Annotated in this window: 22 protein-coding genes; 14 read left to right on the top strand and 8 right to left on the bottom strand. The window is 73.5% G+C overall.

Annotation, left to right across the window (positions count from 1 at the left end; translation table 11 throughout):
- The first annotated feature begins 174 nt into the window (after positions 1-174).
- The gene (locus tag ACVKXF_RS02665; RefSeq protein WP_456794734.1) at positions 175-1,416 is read left to right on the top strand and encodes a hypothetical protein; all 1,242 of its coding nucleotides are present in this window, start codon (positions 175-177) and stop codon (positions 1,414-1,416) included.
- A gap of 132 nt (positions 1,417-1,548) precedes the next feature.
- Here ACVKXF_RS02665 and ACVKXF_RS02670 read toward each other — a convergent pair whose 3' ends face one another.
- The 3 genes from ACVKXF_RS02670 to ACVKXF_RS02680 form a co-directional block, all read right to left on the bottom strand.
- Positions 1,549-2,040, bottom strand: a complete 492-nt coding sequence (locus ACVKXF_RS02670) for a pyridoxamine 5'-phosphate oxidase family protein (RefSeq protein WP_123313918.1) — start codon at positions 2,038-2,040, stop codon at positions 1,549-1,551.
- Positions 2,041-2,278: 238 nt separating this feature from the next.
- Entirely contained in the window at positions 2,279-2,908 is a 630-nt protein-coding gene (locus tag ACVKXF_RS02675; RefSeq protein WP_340196487.1) for a hypothetical protein, read from the bottom strand.
- A gap of 154 nt (positions 2,909-3,062) precedes the next feature.
- Positions 3,063-4,172 carry an LLM class flavin-dependent oxidoreductase gene (locus ACVKXF_RS02680; RefSeq protein WP_123313920.1) on the bottom strand — a complete coding sequence of 370 codons (1,110 nt, stop codon included), beginning with the start codon at positions 4,170-4,172 and terminating at the stop codon, positions 3,063-3,065.
- A 124-nt stretch (positions 4,173-4,296) separates the two neighbouring features.
- On the opposite strand from ACVKXF_RS02680, the gene ACVKXF_RS02685 reads away from it, so the two are divergent.
- On the top strand, positions 4,297-5,205 hold the full coding sequence (locus ACVKXF_RS02685) for an SDR family oxidoreductase (protein WP_123313921.1): 909 nt from the start codon (positions 4,297-4,299) through the stop codon (positions 5,203-5,205).
- A 79-nt stretch (positions 5,206-5,284) separates the two neighbouring features.
- Here ACVKXF_RS02685 and ACVKXF_RS02690 read toward each other — a convergent pair whose 3' ends face one another.
- Entirely contained in the window at positions 5,285-6,076 is a 792-nt protein-coding gene (locus ACVKXF_RS02690; protein ID WP_456794735.1) for an NRDE family protein, read from the bottom strand.
- Between the two features lie 64 nt (positions 6,077-6,140).
- Here ACVKXF_RS02690 and ACVKXF_RS02695 point away from each other — a divergent pair, with 64 nt between their 5' ends.
- The 8 genes from ACVKXF_RS02695 (at position 6,141) to ACVKXF_RS02730 (ending at position 12,891) form a co-directional block, all read left to right on the top strand.
- On the top strand, positions 6,141-7,409 hold the full coding sequence (locus ACVKXF_RS02695) for a bifunctional phosphopantothenoylcysteine decarboxylase/phosphopantothenate synthase (RefSeq protein WP_123314087.1): 1,269 nt from the start codon (positions 6,141-6,143) through the stop codon (positions 7,407-7,409).
- A gap of 29 nt (positions 7,410-7,438) precedes the next feature.
- On the top strand, positions 7,439-7,837 hold the full coding sequence (locus ACVKXF_RS02700; protein ID WP_123313923.1) for a DoxX family protein: 399 nt from the start codon (positions 7,439-7,441) through the stop codon (positions 7,835-7,837).
- The gene (locus tag ACVKXF_RS02705) at positions 7,834-8,625 is read left to right on the top strand and encodes a YqjF family protein (RefSeq protein WP_456794736.1); all 792 of its coding nucleotides are present in this window, start codon (positions 7,834-7,836) and stop codon (positions 8,623-8,625) included. Before ACVKXF_RS02700 ends, ACVKXF_RS02705 begins: the two co-directional genes overlap by 4 nt.
- Complete coding sequence (locus tag ACVKXF_RS02710; RefSeq protein WP_456794737.1) at positions 8,622-9,095, top strand: DUF1810 domain-containing protein; 474 nt, start codon at positions 8,622-8,624, stop codon at positions 9,093-9,095. Before ACVKXF_RS02705 ends, ACVKXF_RS02710 begins: the two co-directional genes overlap by 4 nt.
- Positions 9,096-9,175: 80 nt before the next feature.
- A complete protein-coding gene (locus ACVKXF_RS02715) occupies positions 9,176-9,826 on the top strand; it encodes a GntR family transcriptional regulator (RefSeq protein ID WP_456794738.1) in 651 nt (216 codons plus the stop codon).
- A 186-nt stretch (positions 9,827-10,012) separates the two neighbouring features.
- On the top strand, positions 10,013-10,468 hold the full coding sequence (locus ACVKXF_RS02720) for a MarR family winged helix-turn-helix transcriptional regulator (protein WP_123314088.1): 456 nt from the start codon (positions 10,013-10,015) through the stop codon (positions 10,466-10,468).
- A 291-nt stretch (positions 10,469-10,759) separates the two neighbouring features.
- Positions 10,760-11,650 (top strand): aggregation-promoting factor C-terminal-like domain-containing protein, encoded by an 891-nt coding sequence (locus tag ACVKXF_RS02725; RefSeq protein ID WP_396288981.1) that lies wholly within the window; start codon positions 10,760-10,762, stop codon positions 11,648-11,650.
- 74 nt (positions 11,651-11,724) lie between these two features.
- Complete coding sequence (locus ACVKXF_RS02730; protein ID WP_456794739.1) at positions 11,725-12,891, top strand: low temperature requirement protein A; 1,167 nt, start codon at positions 11,725-11,727, stop codon at positions 12,889-12,891.
- Here the strand turns inward: ACVKXF_RS02730 and ACVKXF_RS02735 are convergent.
- Complete coding sequence (locus ACVKXF_RS02735; protein ID WP_456794740.1) at positions 12,802-13,722, bottom strand: MmyB family transcriptional regulator; 921 nt, start codon at positions 13,720-13,722, stop codon at positions 12,802-12,804. The genes ACVKXF_RS02730 and ACVKXF_RS02735 overlap by 90 nt on opposite strands.
- Positions 13,723-14,014: 292 nt before the next feature.
- On the opposite strand from ACVKXF_RS02735, the gene ACVKXF_RS02740 reads away from it, so the two are divergent.
- The 3 genes from ACVKXF_RS02740 (at position 14,015) to ACVKXF_RS02750 (ending at position 16,480) form a co-directional block, all read left to right on the top strand.
- A complete protein-coding gene (locus ACVKXF_RS02740; protein ID WP_456794741.1) occupies positions 14,015-15,166 on the top strand; it encodes an FAD binding domain-containing protein in 1,152 nt (383 codons plus the stop codon).
- A 15-nt stretch (positions 15,167-15,181) separates the two neighbouring features.
- Positions 15,182-15,901 (top strand): DUF1275 family protein, encoded by a 720-nt coding sequence (locus ACVKXF_RS02745; protein ID WP_456794742.1) that lies wholly within the window; start codon positions 15,182-15,184, stop codon positions 15,899-15,901.
- 192 nt (positions 15,902-16,093) lie between these two features.
- A complete protein-coding gene (locus tag ACVKXF_RS02750; protein ID WP_340197518.1) occupies positions 16,094-16,480 on the top strand; it encodes a nuclear transport factor 2 family protein in 387 nt (128 codons plus the stop codon).
- A gap of 4 nt (positions 16,481-16,484) precedes the next feature.
- On the opposite strand, the gene ACVKXF_RS02755 is transcribed toward ACVKXF_RS02750, so the two are convergent.
- Both ACVKXF_RS02755 and ACVKXF_RS02760 read right to left on the bottom strand, forming a co-directional pair.
- Positions 16,485-17,291, bottom strand: a complete 807-nt coding sequence (locus tag ACVKXF_RS02755; protein ID WP_340197519.1) for a family 1 encapsulin nanocompartment shell protein — start codon at positions 17,289-17,291, stop codon at positions 16,485-16,487.
- Positions 17,288-18,364 (bottom strand): Dyp-type peroxidase, encoded by a 1,077-nt coding sequence (locus ACVKXF_RS02760; protein WP_456794743.1) that lies wholly within the window; start codon positions 18,362-18,364, stop codon positions 17,288-17,290. The genes ACVKXF_RS02755 and ACVKXF_RS02760 overlap by 4 nt, the downstream gene beginning before the upstream one ends.
- A gap of 352 nt (positions 18,365-18,716) precedes the next feature.
- Here ACVKXF_RS02760 and ACVKXF_RS02765 point away from each other — a divergent pair, with 352 nt between their 5' ends.
- Positions 18,717-21,356 carry a LuxR C-terminal-related transcriptional regulator gene (locus ACVKXF_RS02765; protein WP_456794744.1) on the top strand — a complete coding sequence of 880 codons (2,640 nt, stop codon included), beginning with the start codon at positions 18,717-18,719 and terminating at the stop codon, positions 21,354-21,356.
- Between the two features lie 9 nt (positions 21,357-21,365).
- Here ACVKXF_RS02765 and ACVKXF_RS02770 read toward each other — a convergent pair whose 3' ends face one another.
- Entirely contained in the window at positions 21,366-22,589 is a 1,224-nt protein-coding gene (locus ACVKXF_RS02770) for an MFS transporter (RefSeq protein ID WP_456794745.1), read from the bottom strand.
- Positions 22,590-22,827: the final 238 nt, after the last annotated feature.

Consider the following 22,827-nt stretch of genomic DNA (forward strand, 5'->3'; position numbering starts at 1 on the left):
GACTCCAGGCTAGGCGGAGGCCGTGCGGTGGCGCCGACCACGCGACCGACGCTTTCCGCACTGCAGAACGCGTGGCGTGCCTCCCGTCCGGGGTGCCGCACCGATCACCCAGGTGGAGGGCGACTACCCTGGCCGGGTGCCGTCCTCCCTGCCCGAACGCCGCCGAGCGCGCGCGTGAGCCGGCTGGACGGCGCGGTCACCGGGACCGCCGCGAGCGGACGGCGCCGCGCACTCGACACCGTCACCTCGCTGCCGGCGTGGGCGGCCGTGCTGCTCGTCTGGACCGGCGGCCGGATCGTGTCGACGCTCTGGCTGGCGCTCGCGTACCCGCTCATCGGCAGGGCGATGCCGGACAACGCCATCTGGGGCAACGAGCACGGCTTCACGGCGTTCCTCACCGCCTGGGACGGGCAGTACTACGAGCAGATCTCGTTGCACGGCTACCCCGACGTGCTGCCGGTCGACGCCCTCGGCAACGTGGCCCAGAACGCCTGGGCCTTCCTGCCGGCCTTCCCGTTCACGATCCGGATGCTCACCGCCTCGACCGGGCTGCCGTTCACCGTCGGCGCACCGCTCATCTCCGTCCTCGCCGGCCTGCTGGCGACCTACCTGCTGCACCGCCTCGTCCGTGACCGCGCGGGCAACGCCGCGGCGATGTGGGCGGTCTTCTTCTTCACGTGCGGTCCGCTGTCGTTCCTGCTGCAGGTCGGCTACGCGGAGAGCATGTTCCTCGCGCTCACGTTCGGCGCGCTGCTGGCCCTGGAACGTCGGCGGTACGGGCTGCTCACCGTGCTCGGGGTCGCCGCCGCCTTCACCCGTCCGGGGGCGTTGGCCGTCCCGCTCGTGCTCGGGGTCATCGCCCTGGTGCGGTGGGTCCGGGCGCGCCGTGAGACCGGGCGTGTGCTCGACACGTTCCCGCTCCGTGAACAGGTGCAGGTCGTCGCCGCAGGCGTCGTGATGGTCGCGGCGGGACTCGCGTGGCCCGTCATCGCGTCGCACGTGACCGGGACGCCGAACGCCTACCTCGAGACCGAGATGTCCTGGTGGGTGAACTTCATCGGCCGCGTGGACTTCGTGCCGCTGTCGCCGTGGTTCCTCATCGCGGGACGCTGGCTCGGCGTCGGCGGGATCCTCATCGTGGCGTTCCTGCTGGTCGGGTTCCCGATCTGGCTGCTCCGCCGGTCGACGAAGCGGCTCGGGTCGACGACCGTGCTGTACTCGGCCGCCTACGCGCTGTACATCTTCGCGGTGTCGCTGCCGATGGCCTCCACCCCGCGGCTGCTGATGCCCCTGGCGCCGTTGTTCGGGTCGCCGGAACTCGTCGCGAAGCCCTGGATGCGGTGGACGTTCGTCACCGCGGCGCTGGCCGGGCAGCCGGTGCTCGTCGCGGTGCTCTGGCTGCTCGGCCCTCCGTAGCGGTCGCCGACGGCAGCTCGGGCGGCGGTTCCGACGCGGAACGACGAACCTGCTGTCGCACGACAACGGGTTCGTCGTTCGGCGTCGGACCCGGACGCGGACGCGGACCCCGACCTGGCCCGACGTGCGCCGCTACAGCTCGACGGTCCCGTGGTCGCCGGTGTCCGGCTGGCTCTGCTTGCCGAGCGCGGCCTTGAACATCTGCACCAGGCTGCCGACGGGGCCGGTGTCCTGGGTCCAGTACTCGACCGAGACCCCTTCGACGGTGAGGAGTCGGATCGACGGGTCCTGACGCCCCTCGGGGAACCAGGCCTCGGCGAACGGGGACCAGAGCTCGTCGACGACCGAGTCGTCCTGCGTCACGGTCGCGGTCCCGGCGATGGACAGGTACCCGCCCTGCGACTCGATGGCGACGTTGACGTGCGGGTTCCGAGCGATGTCCTCGACCTTCTCGCTGCCGTCCTGCACCAGGAACCGCAGGGTCCCGTGGAACGTCTTGTCCTGCACGGCGAGGGGCCGGGCGTGCAGGCTCCCGTCCTCGCTCACCGTGGTGAGCAGTGCCGTGTGGGCGCCGTGGACGATGTCCGAGATGGCGGCGCGCTGGTCCGTCTGCGTGTCGGTCATGATGCTCCTTTGCGTCGTGCGCCCCACCCGTCCCGACGTTCGACCGCGGGTCCGGCGGGGCCGTACCGTTCCCGCCAGTGTGCCCCTCCACACTGAGCGCGTCCGGCACGCGACGGCACCACCCCGACCGGGAGGCCCGCGCCGGCTCCCGCGGACACGTCCGGACGGGCGGGTGGCCGGCTCGCAGGGCCCGCGCCCCGTCCGGCGCGGATCATGCGCATGCACGGGTCGGCGAGGCTCAGGCGGGCTCGCGGATGGTGGTCTCGACGTCGACGACCTGCGGGACCCGCGGCATCGAGGCGAAGCCGAACGCGACGGGTGGGTCGAGCGGCGCGAGCGTTCCGAGGGGCTCCCCCGCCCAGGTCCCGCGCACACCGGTGACGTCGTGCGCACCGGTCACGCCGTAGTACTCGCGCCGGCCGTTCCCTGCCGAACCGGCGGTGCCGGAACCGGGTGCGACGAGCCGGGCGATCGGGTCGATGGCGGCGAGCCAGCGGGGATCGCGGGCGACGGGCTTCGGCACGATGCGGAGCAGGCGTCCGAGCGGCGAGATCGTGCCGACGTCGACCGAGACCTGCAGGGCGCCGGCGTCGAGCTCCAGCCCGCGGGCCGTCCGTCGCGCCCGGACGTCGACCACGGACACGGTGTCGAAGCGGTAGGTGCCGGAGACGTACGCGGCGACGATCTCGTCCGGCGCGAGCAGCACGCTGGTGCCGTCGGGGAGTTCCAGGAACACGTCGGTGAACGCGCCGAAGGGCGAGCGGTCCCACATCCCGACGACGATCCGGACGCCGGAGGTGGTCCCGACGCCCATGATCCGACCGCGGAACCGGCGCTCGACGGGAGGGGTGCTGGGACGTGACGGCATGCCGTGGACCGTACCCGGCGCCCCCGTGAGCCGGACCGACGGAGTCGACCCGGGCCTCCCGTCCGACCGATTCCCGAAAGCGACAGATCGCCGCGAACGTTCCGCGGTGATCTGTCGCTTTCGCGGGGGGGACCCGGCCGTCCGCGCCGACCGCTTACGGGACGGGGACGGGCTCGGCGAGCAGCTCGCGCACGCGGGGCGCGACCTGGGTGCCGTAGAGCTCGATCGACCGCAGCATGTCCTCGTGCGGCAGGCGACCGGTCGCGTACCGCATGTCGAACCGCGAGGCACCGAGGATCCGCATGTTCCGGGCGACCTTCCGCGCCACCGTCTCGGGCGACCCGACGTAGAGCGAGCCGCCGGCGGACAGGCCGGCACGGTAGCCCGCGACGTCGAGGGGCGGCCAGCCGCGCTCCCGACCGAGCTGGTCGGTGACGGCCTTGTGGTACGGCCAGTAGCGCTCGGCGGCTTCCTCGTCGGTCGCGGCGATGAAGCCCGGCGAGTGCATCGCGATGGGCTGCTGCGGCAGGTCGAGCTGCGTGAGCGCCTGCCGGTACAGCCGTGAGAACGGGGCGAACTGCGCCGGCTGCCCGCCGATGATGGCGAGGAACAGCGGCAGGCCGTACGACGCCGCGCGGATGACCGACTGCGGCGAGCCGCCGACGCCGATCCAGGTGGGGATCGCACCGTGCTCGAGCTTCGGGAAGACGTCCTGGTCGACCAGGCCGGCGCGCTTCGTGCCGGACCACGTGACGGCGTCGCCGCCGCGCAGGGCCGCCCAGAGCTGCAGCTTCTCCTCGAACAGGACCTCGTAGTCGCTCAGCTCGTAGCCGAACAGCGGGAACGACTCGGTGAACGAGCCACGGCCGAGGATGACCTCGGCACGACCGTTCGAGATCGCGTCGACGGTGGCGAACCGCTCGTACACGCGGACCGGGTCGTCGGAGGACAGCACGGTCACGGCCGAGCCGATGCGGATGCGCTCGGTGCGTGCGGCGATCGCGGCGAGGACGACCTCGGGCGCGCTCACCACGAAGTCGGCGCGGTGGTGCTCGCCGACGCCGATGAAGTCGATGCCGACCTGGTCGGCGAGGACGGCCTGGTCGACGACGTCGCGGATGCTCTGCGCGTCGGACTGCAGCGTGCCGTCGGCGAGTTCGGTGACGTCGCCGAAGGTGTCGATGCCGAGCTGCACGGGGCCGATCCGCTCGGGTGCGGGCGGCGGCACGTCCGAGGGGCGGTCGGTGCCGAATGCGTTGCTCATGGTTCCTCCTGATCGCATTTCCATGCGTTTGCATCAACCTACCACGACCGGGGCAATCCGGCCAGCCGGCACGGCCAGCGCGGCCAGGCTGGCACGGCCAGCGCCCGCGTGTACGGTCGCCCGCATGCCGAAGCTCCCTGACCAGACCGGACGCAGGATCGTCGTCACCGGCTCCAACAGCGGCACCGGGAAGGAAGCCGCGACCCGTCTCGCCGCCGCCGGCGCCAGTGTCGTGGTCGCGGTCCGCAGCACGGAGAAGGGCGACGCCGCCGCGGCCGAGATCCGCGCCGCCCACCCGCAGGCCGACGTCGAGGTGCGCGAACTCGACCTGGCGGACCTGGCGAGCGTGCGCCGCTTCGCCGCGGGCATCGTCGACGAGGACCGACCGATCGACGTCCTGGTCAACAACGCCGGCGTCATGGCGCCACCGCAGCGGTTCGAGACGGTCGACGGCTTCGAGCTCCAGTTCGGCACGAACTTCCTCGGCCCGTTCGCGCTGACGAACCTGCTGCTGCCGTCGCTGCTCCGCGCCGAGGCGCCGCGGGTCACGACGATGTCGAGCCTCGCGGCGATCCCCGGTCGGATCCGGTTCGGCGACCTGCAGTGGGAACGCGGCTACAACGGCTGGCGCGCCTACGGCCAGTCGAAGCTCGCCGACCTGCTCCTCGCGCTGCACCTGCACCGGCTGACCGTCGAGGCGGACCGCACCCTGGTCAGCACCGCGGCGCACCCCGGCTACACGCGCACCAACCTGCAGTCGGCGGGCCGCTCACTCGGCCGTGCGAAGCCGGTGCGGTCGAGCAACCGTGCGCTCCCCTTCACGCAGGCGGTCGAGCAGGGCACGGAGCCGCTGCTCTACGCCGCGGTCGGCCCGAACGCGGTCGGCGGCGCGTACTACGGCCCAGCCGGCCCCTTCGGCCTGACCGGACCGACGACCGCCGTCTCGATCCCCGGCTCGGCGCGGAGCGCGGACCTCGCCCGCTCGCTCTGGGCCGTCGCCGAGGACCTCACCGGGACGCGTCCGCCCCTCTGAGCGCGGGGCGTGGCTCGCACGGTGCGCGGGCGCGGGGCGTGGCCGGGAGGCCCGTGGCACGTCCGGCGCGCCGCTCGTGTCAGGCGCGATGCAGCTCCACGGACCCGTCCAGCCGACCGGGTTCGGTCAGGCGGGCGTGCTGGAGGACCGTGCGCTCCGCGCCGATCGCCGCGGCGACGATCGACAGCGTGGTCATGTGCCCCTCGGCCTCGTGGGCGTCGCGGAGGATCGCGTCGGGGTGGTCGCTCGGCAGCGCAGCGGACTCGGCCAGGACGCCGAACCACCCGCCCCAGCCGTCCCCGGCGTCGTCGCCGGCGTCCACCGAGCGGAGTTCGTCGAACGGCCCGAGCACCGGCGGACCGACCGGGGCGTCGACCGCGCGGAAGGCCTCCAGCCAGCGGCCGATGCGCGGCGACGACGGGTCGTCCGGTTCACCGTGCGTCACCATGTGCACACCCGGGCCGAGCTCGGTCGTGCGGACCCGCGTGCCGTCCCAGGTCAAGACCGCTGCGCCGTCGGCGGTCGCCCGCACCAGGTTGAACGCGCGGGTGGTCGGCAGGGTGCCGTCGTCTCCGGGCAACAGGCCGTCGGCGACGGCGTCGACCGGCACCACGCCACGGGTCGTCCACGTCCCGTCGGCGGTCGGCACCGGCTCGCCGCGGTTCAGCACGACCGCGAGTCCGGCGCGGTCCGAGGCCGCCAGCCACGCACCGCCGGCAGCACGGTCGCGGACACCGCGGACCCCGGGGTCGCGGTCCGGCCACCACGCCGCCGGCGGGTCCCAGGGCCGCTCGGGCGACTCGTCCCGCAGGGCGAGCACGGTGACGGGCCACACGGACCCGGGGTCGACGCGGACGACGACGGTGCACATGCCGTCGATCCTCGCACGTGCCCCCGGTAGCGTGAGCGACGTGAACGCAGCAGCAGAGCGCACCCTGACCGTCATCGTGGGGATCACCGGGGGCATCGCCGCCTACAAGGCCGTCGGCGTGGTCCGCGACCTCGTCAAGCGCGGACACGAGGTGCACGTGGTCCCGACCGAGGGGGCGCTGCGCTTCGTGGGCCTGCCGACGCTCGAGGCGCTCAGCCGCAACCCCGTCACCACGAGTGTCTGGGACGACGTCTCCGAGGTCCGCCACGTCGCCCTCGGTCGTCGCGCGGACCTGGTCGTGGTGGCCCCGGCGACCGCGGACTCCCTGGCGCGGATGGCGAACGGCCTGGCGAGCGACCTGCTCGGCACGACGCTGCTCGCCACCGACGCGCCCGTCGTCGTCGCACCGGCGATGCACCCGCAGATGTGGGAGCACCCCGCGACCCGGGCCAACGTCGCCGTCCTGCGTGAGCGCGGCGTGCACCTGGTCGGACCGGTGGTGGGCGCACTGACGGGCGACGACGCGGGCATCGGCCGGATGGCGGAACCCGAGGACATCGTCACGGCAGCGCTCGCCGTGCTGGACGGACCGGACGCGGCGGGCCGACGCACCGGCACCGACCGGGTGCCGACGTCCGGCGCCCGGGCACGTGGTGAACAGGGCGACCTGTCCGGCGTTCGGGTGGTCGTCAGCGCGGGCGGCACCCGCGAACCGTTCGACCCGGTGCGCTTCGTCGGCAACCGGTCCAGCGGTCGCCAGGGCCTGGCGATCGCCGCCGACGCCGCAGCCCGCGGCGCCGTCGTCACCGTCGTCGCCGCGAACGTCGAGGCCGGCCTGACCGCAGGGATCGACGCGACCGTCGTGCCGGTGGGGTCCGCGCTCGAACTCGCCGAGGCCGTGCACGCAGCGGCGGCCGAGGCAGACGTCGTCGTGATGACCGCAGCCGTCGCCGACTACCGGCCGGCCGAGGTGCTCGCCGAGAAGCTGAAGAAGGACGCACAGGGCGAGCGGATGACGCTCGAACTCGTGCGCAACCCCGACGTGCTCGCCGACCTGGTGGCCGCGCGGCGCACCGGGCAGGTCATCGTCGGGTTCGCCGCCGAGACCGAGCCCGACCGCGCCGCCCGCATCGAGCTCGGACGGGCGAAGATCGCCCGCAAGCCCGCCGACCTGCTCGTCGTGAACCACGTCGGCTGGTCGGCCGGGTTCGAGCGCGAGGAGAACGCCATCGAGGTCCTGGTGCCGGGCGGCGAGGTCGTCCGCGAGACCTCGGGCACGAAGGCCGAGGTGGCGGCGGCGGTCCTCGACCTCGTCGCGACCGCACTGACCTGATTCCGAGGACCGGCGAGCACGATGGGGCGATGCGACGACGTGAGCGGATCAGACGTGCCACCCGGACCGCCGGCCTCCTCGCCGTGCTCCTCGGCGGAGCCGGCGTCACCCACTTCGCACGGCCGCGGCACTACGACCGGATCGTGCCGGACGCCCTGCCGCCCCGGCTGACGACGGTCGTGTCGGGCGTGGCCGAGCTCGGGATCGCCGCGGGACTCGCGTTCCCGGCGACACGACGGGCCTCGGGGTGGGCCGCGGCAGCCCTGTTCGCGGCCGTGTTCCCGGCCAACGTGAAGATGGCGAACGACCTGCTCGACAGCCCGCGGTCGACCCGGGCGATGCGGCTCGTCTCGGTGCTGCGACTCCCACTGCAGGCCCCGCTCGTCCTGTGGGCCGTGCGCGTCGGCCGGCACGCGCCGAAGCGGTGAGCCAGCCGTCCTGGACGCGTGCGGCCGTGCCGCTGCTGCACCGCCCGGTGACCCAGCACGCGTGGGACGACATCGTCTTCGCGCACTGGCGGCACGACCCCGACGCCCTGACCCGACTCGTCCCACGGGGAACGCGGCCCGACGTGGTCGACGGCAGCGCCTGGGTCGGACTGACGGCGTACGTCTTCCGCGAGACCCGGGTGCCGCCGTTCCCCTCCGCCGGACGCCTCGGCCGCATGACCGAGGTCACCGTCGAGGTCCTGACCGTGGACGACCAGGGCCGTCGCGGTGTCGCCTACCGCACCGTGGACACCGCGAACGTGCCCGCGATCGTGGCCGCACACGCGCTGCTCGGGGTGCCGTACACCTTCGCGCACGCCCGGTCCCGCCGCCGTGGCGAGGTCCTTGCGCACCGGTCGGTCCGGCACCCGGCACGTGCCCTGCACCCGGTGCGCTGGGCACGGTCGCTGCGGCAGGAACGGCCATCGGGCACGACCAGGCCCCGGCACGCGGCCTCGATCCGGGTCACCGCCGGCGACCTCGTCGACACGCCGCTCGCCGCCGAGCTCACCACCCGGGCCGGGATCCACGCCCGGTACCTGGCGCAGACGCTGTTCTGGCAGCGGCAGCACCCACCGCTGACGGTCCGGTCGGCGCGCCTCGACCGACTCGAGGGCGACCTGCCGGACGCCGTCGGCATGCCGGGGCTGTTCGACCGGGCACCGGACTCCCTGCTCGTCGTCGACGGCACCACGGTGCGGTACGCCTGGGGCGGGGTCGTCCGGTGAGCGACCACACGACCGGCGACCCCACCGGGTACGACCTCGACCGCTTCCTGCGGGCGCAGGACGGCGTGCTCGACGACGCCCTCGCCGAACTGCGGCGCGGGCGGAAGACCTCCCACTGGATGTGGTTCGTCTTCCCGCAGCTCGCCGGCCTCGGGCGGAGCGCCACCGCGGAGCACTTCGGCGTGCGTGGGCTCGCCGAGGCGCGTGCGTACCTGGCGCACCCGGTGCTCGGCGAACGGCTGCGGACCGCCGCCACCGTCGTCACGGACGCGCCGGCGCCCTCGGCAGAGGCGCTCCTGGGCGGGACGGACGCCCTGAAGCTCCGGTCCTCGATGACGCTGTTCGGCCGGGCGGCCACCGGTGCCGAGCCCTTCGCAGCGGTGCTCGACCGCTGGTTCGACGGCGAGGAGGACCCGGTCACCGTCGGCCTGCTGGACGCCGGCGACCGACCACCCGGGGACACGCGCTGAACCGAGCGGAACGCCGGTCTCATATCAGGTACGGTGATCGGTGCGCGTGCACCGACCGCGCCCCGATCGAAGGAGAACGCATGCCGGTCCCCCGCAGCGCCCCGACCGAGCACCAGCTGCTCCGCGACACCGTCCGCCACAAGATCCACGACGCGATCATGGACGGCACCCTCGTCCCCGGCGAGCGGCTCAACGACGACGAGCTGATCGCCTGGCTCGGTGTCTCCCGCACCCCGATCCGCGAGGCGCTGAGCCAGCTCTCCCGCGCCGGCCTGATCGAGATGGCGCCGAACCGGTACACGCGCGTCACGACGCCGGACCCCGCCGAGGTCATCGAGGCGATGCAGACCCTCGGGGTGCTGTTCGGCGGTGTCGTCCGCCTCGCGGTGCCGCGTCTCGGCGCCGGTGCGCGCAAGAAGATCCTGGCGCAGCTCGACAAGACGATCGCCGAGCTCGAGTCGCACGACGTGCCGGCCGTCAACCACGACGCGCTCGACGTGTTCGCGCTCTACGTCGCCGAGTGCGGGAACGAGAACCTGCAGCGTGTGTGCCGCGACACCATGGACGGCCTGGCCTTCCGCCTGCGCCTGCCGAACCTCGACGACCTCGTCGACTGGGACCGCATGACCGAGGACTTCCGCCGGCTGCGCGGCGCGACCGAGTCCGGCGACAACGTCGCCGCCGAGCTCGCGACCGAGGCGATCCACCAGCTGCCGGGCGAGAAGCGCTGAGTCCGGCTGTACCGACGTACAGGAACCCGCCCGTCTCGCCAGCGCGAGGCGGGCGGATCACGTTCCCCGGGCCTCCCGGACACCCCGTCCAGGCCCGTGACCGACCCGCACGACGCTCCCAGACTGGGCGTCCGGCGAGCCGATAGCATCGCTGGCGACCACCCGATCGCCCACCCGGAGCAGCACATGAGTCCTCGATCGACGGACCGTACCGAGGTCGCCGCGCGTCTGGCCGCGGCGGTCGGACGGATCAACCGGCGAGCACGGACGGACTCGGCCTCGCTGGGGTACGGGATCGTGTCCGCACTCGCCACCATCCAGCGCGAAGGACCCCTGCGTCCGGGCGACCTGTCGCGGATCGAGGTGGTCACGAAGCCCACGATGACCCGCATCCTGACCGAGCTCGAGCAGCGGGGGTTCATCGAGCGCGAAGCCGATCCCCGAGACGGCCGCGCCTTCATGGTCTCGGCCACCGCCGAGGGCATCGAGGCGGTCGAACGTGCGCGGTCCGACCGCACCGGCATCGTCGCCGAGCTCATCGCGGAGCTCGGCGAGTCCGACGTCGCGGCGATCGCCGGGGCCCTCGACGCCCTCGAACGCGTCGCCCAGGGCGACCGGGTTCAGGAACCTCACACGTTCTAGGCCCGAGCGGGCCGTTACCGAACCGTTACCAACAGGTGGACGGACGGTTCTGCCAGCGATCCTGGACGCGTCACCCAGTTGGGCGAGTCATCGTGTCGGCTTCGCCCGACGACGGCCTCCCCAGGGCCGGTCGCGGCGGACGGACGGGCCCCACACCACCGTCCGGTCCTCCCCGGTTCGCCGGACTCCCCCACCGACGCTCGTCCCGACGAACGTCACGCCCCCAGACCGCCACCGGCGCGTCCGGGCGCCCGGAGTCCCGCACCACGAACCGCCCGACCACCGGAACCGATGCCAGGACGTACCCCCGACCTCCCCACCACCACCGCCTCGACCCGACGTGAGGCCCTGGACTCCCCCAGCCGGCGCATGCGCCGAGCCCTGCACCACCGGGCGCTCCGCCACCGTGCGACCCTCGTCGTCGGCGGCGCCGCGGTGCTCGCCGTCGCCGGCGGCGCCCTCACGATCGGCACGCAGCCCGCCATCGGCGAAGCCCTCGGCATGCCGACCGGCACCGCGAGCGCGTCCGCGACGGCCCAGCCGGCCCTGCACGGCACCGCCCTCGACCGTGCCCAGGCGGCGGCGACCATCTCGACCGCGAAGACCGTGCTGGCCACGGCGAACGACAAGACCGACACGGCGTCGCTCGAGCAGCACGTCCATGCGCTGCGCGACTACCCGGAGCTGTCCGGCGCCGCGCTCACGACGCGCATCTCGTCGACCGTCGAGTCGACCGCACACGTCGCTCAGGCCAGCGCGACGCAGGACAAGCGGGACGTGGACGCGAAGGCAGCAGCAGCCGCGAAGGCCGCCGCCGAGCAGCGGCGCGCAGCAGCCGCCGCCGAAGCCGCCCGCGCCCTCGCGGCCGGCAACACCGTCGCCGGCGCCAAGGCGACGGCCACCTCGCTGGCGTCCTCCGAGTACGGCTGGGGCGCCGACCAGTTCCAGTGCCTCGACAACCTGTGGACTAAGGAGTCCGGCTGGGACTACCAGGCCGTCAACGCCAACGGCGGGGCGACCGGCATCCCGCAGGCACTGCCCGGTTCGAAGATGGCGACCATCGGCTCGGACTGGCGGACCAACGCCACGACCCAGATCAAGTGGGGCCTGCAGTACATCAGCGCCGCGTACGGCACCCCGTGCTCGGCGTGGGCGCACTCGCAGGCGAACAACTTCTACTGAGCAGCGACTGCACCTGATCGTCGCTGAACGGCCCCGGGTTCCGCCCGGGGCCGTTCGTCCTGTAGGCATACCGGGTGACGACGATCGGACTGCGCCGGATGGCGCCCCGCGACCCCGCCGAGGGCCACCGCGCCGCGAGCCCCCTGGAACTGCTGTTCGACCTGGTGTTCGTCGTCGCGGTCGGGTTCGCCGCCACCAACCTGCACGAGATCGAGGCCGAGGGGCACGTCAGCTCCGCGGTGGTGGCCTACGCGATGGTGTTCTTCGCCATCTGGTGGGCGTGGCTGAACTTCAGCTGGTTCGCGACGTCGTTCGACACCGACGACTGGCTGTACCGCGTCACGACGTTCGTGCAGATGGCCGGCGTGCTCGTGCTCGCCGCCGGGGTGCACGCCGCCATGACCGAGGGCGACTTCACGGTCCCGGTGATCGGCTACGTGGTGATGCGCCTGGCGATGGTGGCGCAGTGGCTCCGCGTCGCCGTGTCGTCCCCGCGGTACCGCCGCACCGCACTCCGGTACGCCGTGGGCATCGTCGTCGTGCAGGTGCTCTGGGTCGGCATGCTCGCGCTGCCGGAGGGATCGACGGCGTGGGCGTTCCCCGTCCTCGTCCTGCTCGAGGTGCTCGTCCCGCCGATCGCCGAGGGCACGGGCGAGACGACGCCGTGGCACACGCACCACATCGCCGAGCGGTACGCGCTGTTCACCCTCATCGTGCTCGGCGAAGGACTCGTCGCCTCGGCGAACGCGGTCATCGACGGCATCGCCGACGCCGACCACCTCGCGTCGCTGCTCGTGCTGGCGGCCGCCGGGCTCGTCATCGTCGCCGGACTGTGGTGGATCTACTTCTCACGCGAACAGCACGACCACATCCGGAACCTGCCGAGCGCCCTCGTGTTCGGCTACGGCCACTACTTCGTGTTCGCCGCCGCCGGGGCGCTGCCGGCCGGGATCGAGGTCGCGGTCAGCGCGGACGCCGGCGAGGCCGAGCTGTCGCACGCCACGGTCGCGGCGACCGTGGCCGTCCCGGTCGCGCTGTTCGTGCTCGCGATCTGGGCGCTCGCACTCCGTCCGTCGCTGTCCGCCGGGTGGAACGCGACCGTGGTCGTGCTGGCCGTCGCGGTCCTCGCGACGATCACGGTGCCGGACGTCTCACTCGTCGCCACCGCGGTGCTCGTCGCGGGGATCGTCGTGGTGCTCGAGGTCGCCGAGCGGCGGCCGGGGACGCGCCGCGTTCGGTGACGAGCTGAGCGACGGGTGCTCGTCGTGCGCCAGGTGCTCGCGCACGAACGCGATGACCGCGGCCGCACGCGACCCCGGCTCCGCGTAGAGGGTCGTCAGGGTCAGACCCCGCCGCCCCGGGATGCCGAGGTCCTCGCACTCGAACTCGAGCAGCCCGAACGGCGGGATCACCTCGTACGCCGGACCGGTCGTGAACACCCGGGTCTCGTGCGACGCCCAGGCCGCGGCGAAGTCGGGGTCGCGGACCGAGAGCCGTCCCACGATGTCGACGAGGCGGGAGTCGGCGGGGTCGGCGCGCATCCGGAAGACCGCCACCATCTCGCGGGCCCGCCGGGACCACTCCGGGTAGATCGACCGGTCCATCGCGGTGAACATCTGGACGAGCCGGTTCGCCCCCGGCCGCATGCTCTCGCTGAGCGCCGCCGCCAGCGGGTTGGCCGCGACGACGCCGATCACCTCGTCCGCGACGAAGGCCGGTGCGTCGTGACGGGCGACGAGCCGTCGGAGCTCCGGGTCGTCCGGGGTCCTGGTGCGCGGGTCCGGCGGTGGTGGAGCCGGTTCGGACAGCCGGAGCAGGTACGTCCGGCCGGTGTCGTCCAGTGCGAGTGCCCGCGCGAGGGCGAGGAGTACCTGTGTGGACGGCTGGTGGTCACGCCCTTGTTCGAGTCGCAGGTAGTACTCGGCGCTGATGCCGGCGGCGGCGGCGACCTCCTCGCGACGCAACCCGGGCACGCGGCGGTTCGGGTCCGGGGCGAGGCCGACGGCCTCCGGCGGGGTGGCGTCGCGCCGAGCCCGGAGGTAGTCGCCGACGAGCGTTGCCCTGCTGACCACGTCCGCCTCCCGTCACCGTGTCGTCCATCGAGCCTAGCGAGCGGCGCCGCCCGGCCGGCCGTGGAGCCGAGCCGGGTCGAGTCGGATGGCGCTACCCGTGGGCTCGGGCTCGTCCGTACCGTCGACGCAGACCTCGACGGCGCCGTCCCGGTGCCGCACCACGCCGAGAGGAACGACCATGACCGACAAGAAGCCCCGCGAAGAAGCGATCGAGAAGCTCGAGGAGGCCCGCGAAGCGGAGAAACGACAGGCTGAGCAGGCCGAGCAGCGTCACCTCGAGTAGGCCGGCGCCGTGACGACACCGCACCGGTCCCCCACGCCCCGCCGGGTCGCCATCGTCGGCGGATCGCTCGGCGGCTTGTTCGCCGCGACCCTGCTCGAGCAGGACGGCCACGACGTCACCGTCTTCGAACGGTCGACACGTGGTCTCGCGCGCCGCGGCGCCGGGCTCGTCGCCCAGCAGGATCTGTACGACGTGCTCCGACGGCTCGGTCTGGACCGGGCCGCGGAGGTCGGGGTCGTCGCACGGGAACGCATCACCCTCGACCGGTCCGGCCGGGTCGTCCAGCGCGACCCGACCCCGCAGACGCAGGTGTCGTGGGACCACCTGTGGGTGACGCTGCGCGAACGGCTCGACGACCACCAGTACCTGCTCGACCACCGCGTCGAACGGGTGGACGCCGACGACGACCACGCCGAGCTCGTCTGCTCCGACGGCGTGGTCCGTCGGTTCGACCTGGTCGTCGGCGCGGACGGCGCGAACTCGGTCGTCCGACGGTTCGTCGCGCCCGTGCAGTCCACCGCACGGTACGTCGGGTACAGCACCTGGCGCGGACTCGTGCCGGAGACGGCGATGCTCGACGGCGCCGGGGACGTGCTGCTGGAACGGTTCGGGTTCTTCAACGGGCCCAGGTCGCACATGCTCGGGTACCTGGTGCCGGGGCCGGACGGCGAGACCCGCGTCGGCTCCCGCCGCTACAACTGGGTCTGGTACCGGCCGATCACGCCGCCGCAGCTCGAACGCGTCATGCGTGCCTCGGGTCGCCGGGCGGACGACCTGTCCCTCGCGCCCGGCGACCTGCCGGAGTCCCTGCGCGACGAGTTGCGGGCCGACGCCGTCGCGGAGCTCCCGCCGCCCTTCGCCGACGCGGTCCTCGCCGAACCGGAGCCGTTCCTGCAGGGCATCGTCGACTACGTCGCCCCCAGGATGACGGCGCACCGGGTCGTCCTGACCGGCGACGCCGCCGCGGTCGTGCGACCCCACACCGCGATGGGCGCCGCGAAGGCCGCCGGCGACGCACTGGCGCTGAGCGACGCGCTCCGTCGGTGGCCGCTGGACGCCGCGCTCGCGACGTACGACAGCGACCGGCTGGAGGTCGCCCGGGCGATCGCGCAGTACGGGGTGCGGCTGGGGCGCTCGCTGCCGTTCGCGCACCAGAACTGAACGGAGTCCGGGGCGATGACCTCCGCACCACGCACGTCGACCACCGAACGTCGCGCACCCCCGTCCGGTCCCGGCGTGCACGTCGCGCTGGTCCTGCTCGCCGTCGCCTCGGGGGCGGCCGACGCCTTCGCCTTCCTGCAGCTCGGTGGGATCTTCACCGCCAACATGACGGGCAACCTGGTGCTGGCCGGGATGTTCACGCGCCCCGGCTGGCCCGCGACCGTGGCCGGTGCGGCCACCGCCGTGGTCGTCTTCGCCGCGGCGACCTGGTGGGGTTTCCGGGCGTCGCCACCACCCCGCGCCGGGGTCCGGTACCCACGGCGCTCGATCGGTGTGCTGGCCGCCACCGCGATCGCCGCCCAGAGCGCCCTGGTCGGCGTGTGGGCAGCCGTGTCGGGCGTGCTCGGTGGGACCGTCGACCTGGCGTGGAGCTGTCTCCTCGTGGCGCTGTCGGCCGCGGCCCTCGGCGTCCAGACCGTCCTCGCCAAGCGCCTGTCCGGCGCCTCCGGCCTCACGACGACGTTCGTCACGGGGACGCTCACCAGCTTGATGGAGGGGATCGCCGAGCACCGGCAGGGGTCCCGGCTCGTGCAGGCCGCCGTCGTCGTGGCGTTGGTGGCGGGTGCCGTCGCCGGCACGGCGCTCGCGCACGTGGCGCCGCCAGTGGCGCCGTTCCTGCCGCTGGTGCTCGTGGCCGTCGCGACCGTCGTGCTGCTGCGTCCACCGCGTCGGTGACGCCGCATCCCGGCGCGTGGTCGGCCCCGCTCCGCCGCACCGCGTCCTGCAGGCGGCCCGGATCGGACGGGAGGCCCGTGGCGGGCCCGCCACGGGCCTCCCGTCCGGTCGCCGAACCGGTCATCTGACCGACTCGCGACAGCACGTCGGCGTCGGAAGATCAGATCCTCACCGATCACGGAAGGCAGCACCATGTCGGAACCGCTTGACGAGGCCGTCGCGAAGATGACCGCCGCGATCGAGAACGAACTCGTCGTCCGCGACTTCCTGGAGAACTTCCGGGCGCGCGAGGTCGAGCAGCTCGTGCCGTTCCTGGACGCGGACGTCGTCTACCAGCCGAGCACCTGCGGAAGCGTCCGTGGACGCGCGGAGGTGCTCCGCCTGTGCCAGGCCATCCTCGAGGCGTTCGAGCTCTTCGAGATCATCCCGAACCGGGTCGTCGCGAGCGGGTCCGTCGTCCTGCTCGACCAGACGCTCCGGGTCCGGTTCCCCGGCGAGGACGAGCGAGCGTTGATGAGCTTCGCGTGCTTCGAGGTGCACGACTTCCAGATCACCAGCTGGCGACAGCTGCAGGGGTGACGACTCAGAGCGCCCGGCGGAGCAGCACGGCAGCCTCCGGCGTGTTCACGCGGAACGTGAAGGACTCCTCCACGTAGAGGGCGACGTCGACACCGTCGTGGTGGAGGTAGCCGAGCGCGAGGTCCTGGCCGACGGTGAGCGCGAAGTCCCCACCGCGCAGGCTGACGAGCAGGGACTCGTCGATGCCGGGCGTGCGCTCGACGTCCGCACCGGTGATGCCCTCGAGCTGGCGCCGGAGCGAGGCGCCGGCGTCGTCGGTCTCCACGATGTCCGCCCAGTCGACCGGGCTGCACGCCAGGGCGTACGGCCCGCCGACGCCGACGTCCCGCAGCGCGGCGACGGCCGCGGTCACCGCGGCACGGAACGACTCCGGTGTGCCGTCGTGCGACTGCGTGTGCTGAGTGGAGGCCGCGCCGGCGCCGGTGATGCCGCCCTCCGGCCACCCGCGCAGGGTCGACCGGTTCTCGTGCGCGGCCAGCCGCAGGACGGCCTGGTCCAGGTCGGAGAGGTCGACGTCGGTCGCACCGCGCGAGAAGTCGACCATCTCCTCGAGCTTCACGGTGAACGGGGCGCGGACCTCGCAGAGCGGCAGGACCTTCCGGCGACGTGCGTCGAGTCCGTCGGGCGTCCCGCCGGTCACCGTCTCGGTCCGGCCGAGGTCGACCGCGGAGCGCTGCCAGCCGTGGGGGCCGTCGAAGTCGACGATGCGACGGGCCGAGAGCGCCGGGACCAACCGGTCGCGGGCCTCGCCGTCGAGCATCGCCCACGCGTCGGCGCCGAACGGTGCGAGTTCTCGGAGGAGGTGGTTCATGGGGTGGGTCCTTCCGTGCGTCGGAGTGAACCGATGCCGAGACCGGGGTCCGGTGCATCGGGCGGGGTCGGTGGGCTCGGCTCGGGTGGTGCGCTCGGGTCGGATGGGGCTCGCGCCAGGTCGGCGAGGCCCAGCAGCCGGTCGCGGGACGGTGCGAAGAACGTCGCGCCGGTGACCGCGCGGGAGAAGTCGAGGAGCCGGTCGTGGGTCCCCGGCGGATCGCCGATGAACATCCGGTCGAGCATCCGCTCGAGGACCCACAGCTGCCCGCTGTACCCGATGAAGTACGTGCCGTACTCGCCGCTGCCGGGCCGGCCGAAGGGCATGTTGTCGCGCAGGACGTCGTGCTCGACCCCCTCGTCGTCGACGATCGTGGCGAGCGTCTTGTGCGACGGCCGGGCCTCGGTGGCGCTGTCGCGCTCGACGTTGTCCGACTTCGACCGACCGATGATCCGCTCCTGCTCGTCCGTCCCGAGGGCGTTCCACGCGTCGAGGTCGTGCAGGTACTTCTGGACGACGACGTAGCTGCCGCCGGCCCACTGCGGGTCGTCGTCCCCGACCAGCGCGGAGGCAGCGAGGTCCTGGGCCACCGGGTTGGCGGTGCCGTCCACGAAGCCGAGCAGGTCGCGCGTGTCGAAGTAGCGGAACCCGGCGACCTCGTCGACGACCCGCACGTGCTCCCCCAGCGCGGCGAGCAGCAGGCGCTCGAACTCGAAGCAGACGTCCGTGCGCTCACCACGGATGTGGAAGAGCAGGTCGCCGCCGGTCGACGGGGCGTGGTGGACGGCACCGGACACCGGCCGGAACGGGTGCAGCTCGGCCGGTCGCGCGAACGGCGAGAAGCGGTCCCAGGCCGTCGCACCGAACCCGACGACGCACGACAGGTGCGCGCCGAGGTCGCGGAACCCCACGGTCTTGAGCAGGCCGTCGAGGTCACCGAGGACGTCCCGCACAGCGGCGAGGTCGTCGTCGTCGGGGCCGATCGCCAGGGTCAGGAAGACCGCCGACCGGGACAGCGGGGCATCGACGCTCTGCGCGTCGATCGGCACACGACCGCCGGACGCGCCCGTCATCGGTGCACCGGCTGTGGTGCGGCGACCGGCGCAGCGATCGCCGCGGCCCACCGGTTGGCCCTGGTCGGTTCCACCGGTCTCGGCGCGTCGGGGAAGGTCATCTGCCCAGGGTCTCCGGTCGACGCGTCGTCCCGCCTGAGTCGGATGACCCGCTCTGCGAGGGCCCCGGCGGGGGATGCCGGCAGCGTCGTGGGGTGATGTGCCGTGCCTCGCCGTCCCGTTAGCGTCCGGGAGTGCCGACGCGGTCCGCTCCGGGCCGGTGCGGTCCACTCCGGGCCGGCACGGTCCACTCCGGGCCGGCACGGACCACTCCGGGCCGTGGGGACGGCCGAACGACGAGCGAGGAACGACGATGAGCATCAGCATCTCGAACGCGCGACCGGTGCACGGGACCGTGCACGACGACGACGTCCTGCGACGGGCGGTCCACACGTCGTCGAGCACGAACGACCGCTTCGTGGTCGTCGAAGGACCGCGCGGCTCCGGCAAGTCCCACGCGCTCGCCGGCATCGCCGCCGCAGCCCGCGCGGACGGCCACGCCGTCGTCGAGCTGCGGTCGTCCGACGGAGATCCGGTCATCGCGTCGAACTCCCTGGAGCCGTGGCTGAGGCTCGTCCAGGACGTCGGAGCGCCCGCGTCGACGCGGTCGCCGGCGACGCGGCGGAGCTTCGTCCTCGTCGACGACTTCCACACGCTCGTCGACACCGCCAGGTCCGTGCTCCGGACGGTGCTCGCCGGACTCGTGCGCGAGAGCGACACCGTCTGCGTCGTCGCCGTCGACGACCGCCAGTGCGTCCCCGGTTGGGTGGACCTGCAGTACGTCCCCCTGCGCCCGCTCGGGGACGCCGACGCCGAGGAGCTGCTGCGCCGGGACCGGGTCGACCTCCCCACGTCGCGCGCCGGGTTGCTGCTGCGGCTGGCCGACGGCAACCCCGCCCTGCTGCACGCGGTGGGGCGGGCGTGGTCGGCCGGGTCCGCAGCGGAGCGCACCACGCCGTTCCCGACGTCCTACCCGCGGCTCGGTGCGTCCGGCGACGCCGTCCGGGCGTTGGACGGCCTCTCCGAGCGCGCTCGATCGACAGCGCTCGCGATCGCGGTGGCGTCCGTCGAGTTCCCCGAGGACCACCCGACGTGGGACGACCAGGGGGCGCTGCTGCTCGACGAGCGTCTGCGCGAACTGGTCGTCGAGGGACGGGCCGGCCTCGGGTTCCGCGACCCGTTCGTCCGGCTGCACCTGCTGTCGACCGCCACCGCCGCCGAGCTCCGACGAGTCCGGTCGCTGGTCGCGGCGTCGGCTGCCGTCCCGGAACGGCTCCGGGTCTTCGCCGAAGCCGCTGCGTCGCCCGCGCACGACGACGGCCTCGTCCCGCGACTCCTCGCACTGGTCGACGAGTCGCTCCGGTTGCGCCGTTCGGACGACGCGGCCACGGCGCTCGTCGAAGCAGCGCGCCTGACCTCGTCCGACGCGGACCGCGCGCAGTTCGGTGCCCGCGCCGCGACGATCGCCGCCTTCACCGGCGACTTCGCACTGGTCGACGCCGAGGCCGAGCGGGTCGCGTCGGACGACGAGCCGGCCCACCCCGCCCTGGTCGGGGCGCTCGAGTTCGTCCGAGCCGCGCGGACGGGCGACGTTCGAGCCGGGCGGCGCGCGGTGCTCGCCGCCCTGGACCGCTCGACCCGGCCCGACGAGGACGACGTGCTCGTCGCGACGCTGCACGTGCTCTGCTACCTGCGCGGGGACGGGTCCTGGTGGGACGAGGCGCTCGCGGTCACCGCCGACCGCGACGTCGACCCGGTCCTGCGGGTCGTCGAGGACTGCCTCGACGACGAGCCGGCCGGCGAGGACCGGGCGGCCCTCTACCGCGCCGCTCGGGTGTCGATGGCGGATGCCCAGCCGTGGAAGGCCGTGGCGCTGCACGTCGCGTGGTCGCTCCTCGACGCGACGGACCCGCGCCGCGAGGTCCTCGACGCCGTGCTCTCGCGCAGTGCGGACGCCGGTCTGCTCCGGTACTTCGGATCGTGCCGTGCAGCCGTCGCCGCGTACCAGGCCGGCCGGTTCACCACGGCGAGCGCAGCCCTCGACGGCGTCCGTCGGTCGGCCGAGGAGTGGGGCGCCGACACGTTCGTCGCGCTGACCGACGCCCTGCAGGCGCTCATCCACTCGCTGCAGGGCGAGCCGGAGCAGGCGACGACGAAGGCGGACCGCGCCGCCCGGTGGGCCCTGCAGCACGGCGCTCCACTCGTGGCACGCGCGGCCGACCACGCCCGATCGTCCCTCGACGTCGCGATGGGTCGCTTCGAGGAGGCCCACGCGCGGTCCACGACACGGCCGGCACCGGCCGGTCGGTGGTTGGAGAACAGCTACGGACCGATCGGGTTGCTCGACGCGGTCGAGTCGGCGGCCCGGCTCCGGCTGACCGACCACGGGCGCTCGCTCGTGTCCGCGGCCGAACGCACCGTCGGCTCCGGGGCGACGCCGCGCAGGTCCATGGTCCTCAAGGCGGCGAGGGCGGTCCTCGACGCCGACGCCGACGCACGGGTGCTGTTCGAGGACGCCCTGGCCGACGTCGACACCGAGGTCGCGCCGTTCGAGGTGGCTCGAGTGCGCCTGGCCTACGGCGAGTGGCTCCGGCGCAGCATGCACGCGCTCGAGGCCCGCACGCAGTTCCGGCTCGCGGCGAGCACGTTCGAGGTGCTCGGCGCCGGGCAGTGGCAGGCCAGGGCCGAGCGCGAGCTGCGGGTCGCCGGCGGCACCGGTGCACCGTCCGTGCCCCTCGAGTCGACCGGCCTCAGCGAGCAGGAACGCCGCGTGGCGTCACTGGCGGCAGCGGGGCTGACGAACAAGCAGATCGCCAACCAGCTGTTCCTGTCGCCCCGCACCGTCAGCGGACACCTCTACCGGCTGTTCCCGAAGCTGGGCGTGACCACACGAGCCGGTCTCCGGGACGCACTGCTGGGCCTCGAGGCGCCCCGGTCGGACGCCCTCCGGTAGTCCACCCGCTCAGCGTCCCTGGTGCAGCATCCGCGTCGCGGAGACGAGGACGGCAACCAGGACGAGCCCAGCGAACACGACGAGGACCGTCACCGGCGGGACGACGACGAGCGCGGCACCGACGAGCAGCACGGGGACGCACAGCCCGGCGTACGCGATGAGGAACACCGCGGCGAGGACCTCGCCCCGGGTCGACGGTTCGCTCGTCGACCCCGCTCGCGCGAGTGCGCACCGGAAGAGCAGTCCGACGCCGCCGCCGGCGACGACTCCCCCGAGCGCGAAGAGGGGCAAGGACCTGAGGACCGCACCGACGGCCAGCAGGACGAGCCCCGTCGGCAGGAGCACCAGCACCGTCCGGAGCTGCCGGTCGATCGGCGTCCTGCGGAACAGCACCTGCGCGACGCACGCCGCGGCGAAGACCGAGAACGACACGGCGCCGGCGACCAACCGGTCGGTCTCGTGGAGCGAGACCACCAGGAACGTGGGCGCGAGCGACGTGAACAGTCCGAAGACCGCGAAGGCCGAGAAGGCCGCCGCGCCCGCGGCGACGAAGGTCGCACGGGCCGACGGCGGGACGGAGATCCGCTGCGGTCGGTACGGACGGTGCTCGGCCGGCCGGGTGGCGGTCTCCGGGACCATGGCGAGCGCGATCGCCGACGCCACGAAGACGACCAGGAACACCAGGTGCGGCAGCAGCAGCGGCGCGGGCAGGAACTCCGCGAAGAGTCCACCGATGAGCGGTCCGGGCCCCAGCCCGCCCAGGTTCGCGACGCCGGACACGGTCACGGCGTTCGCCGGGTCCTCGTCCGGTCGGGCGCGGGACCGCAGCTCGCTGATGTGCGCGGTCGCCGTCGCGGTCAGGAGGCCGACGCCGACACCGTTGACGAACCGGGCGACGACGAGGCCGGGGAGTTCCGGCCACAGTGCGAACACGACCGCGGAAGCGGCCTCCACCCCGACGGCGATCAGGATCATCCGCCGACGACCGAGCACGTCGCTGAGGTGCCCGGCGAAGTAGAGGGCCGCGACCACGCCGACGGCGTACGCCGCGAACACGAAGGTCACGACGACGGACGGGAAGCCGTCGGCAGCCTCGTACAGCCCGTAGAGCGGCGTGGGGACGGTCGAGTACGCCATCACCGCGGTGAAGGCGACGGCGACGATCCAGAACCCGACGCCGTGGTGGAGCAGCGGGAGCGGCTTGAACGCGGAACCATCTCGGACGGTCGTCATACGTCGAGGATCCCGAGCGGCGGTCGTGGCCCCAAGCGTCAATCGGCTCGAACCGGACGCCGTGGTCCTGCGAGGGACACCCTCGGCACCGGCGACCGTCGATGCGGTCCGCCCGCCCCTCCAGGACCCACGATCCGTCCCCGTGACGCGCTCCCCCGCGGGTGGCAGGGGTCCGACGACCCCCGCTGGGGTAGTCACAGGGCCAGTCGGGCGGCGTCGATCCGTTCGTAGACTCCTG

This window comes from Curtobacterium sp. PvP017 (genome assembly GCF_054060195.1).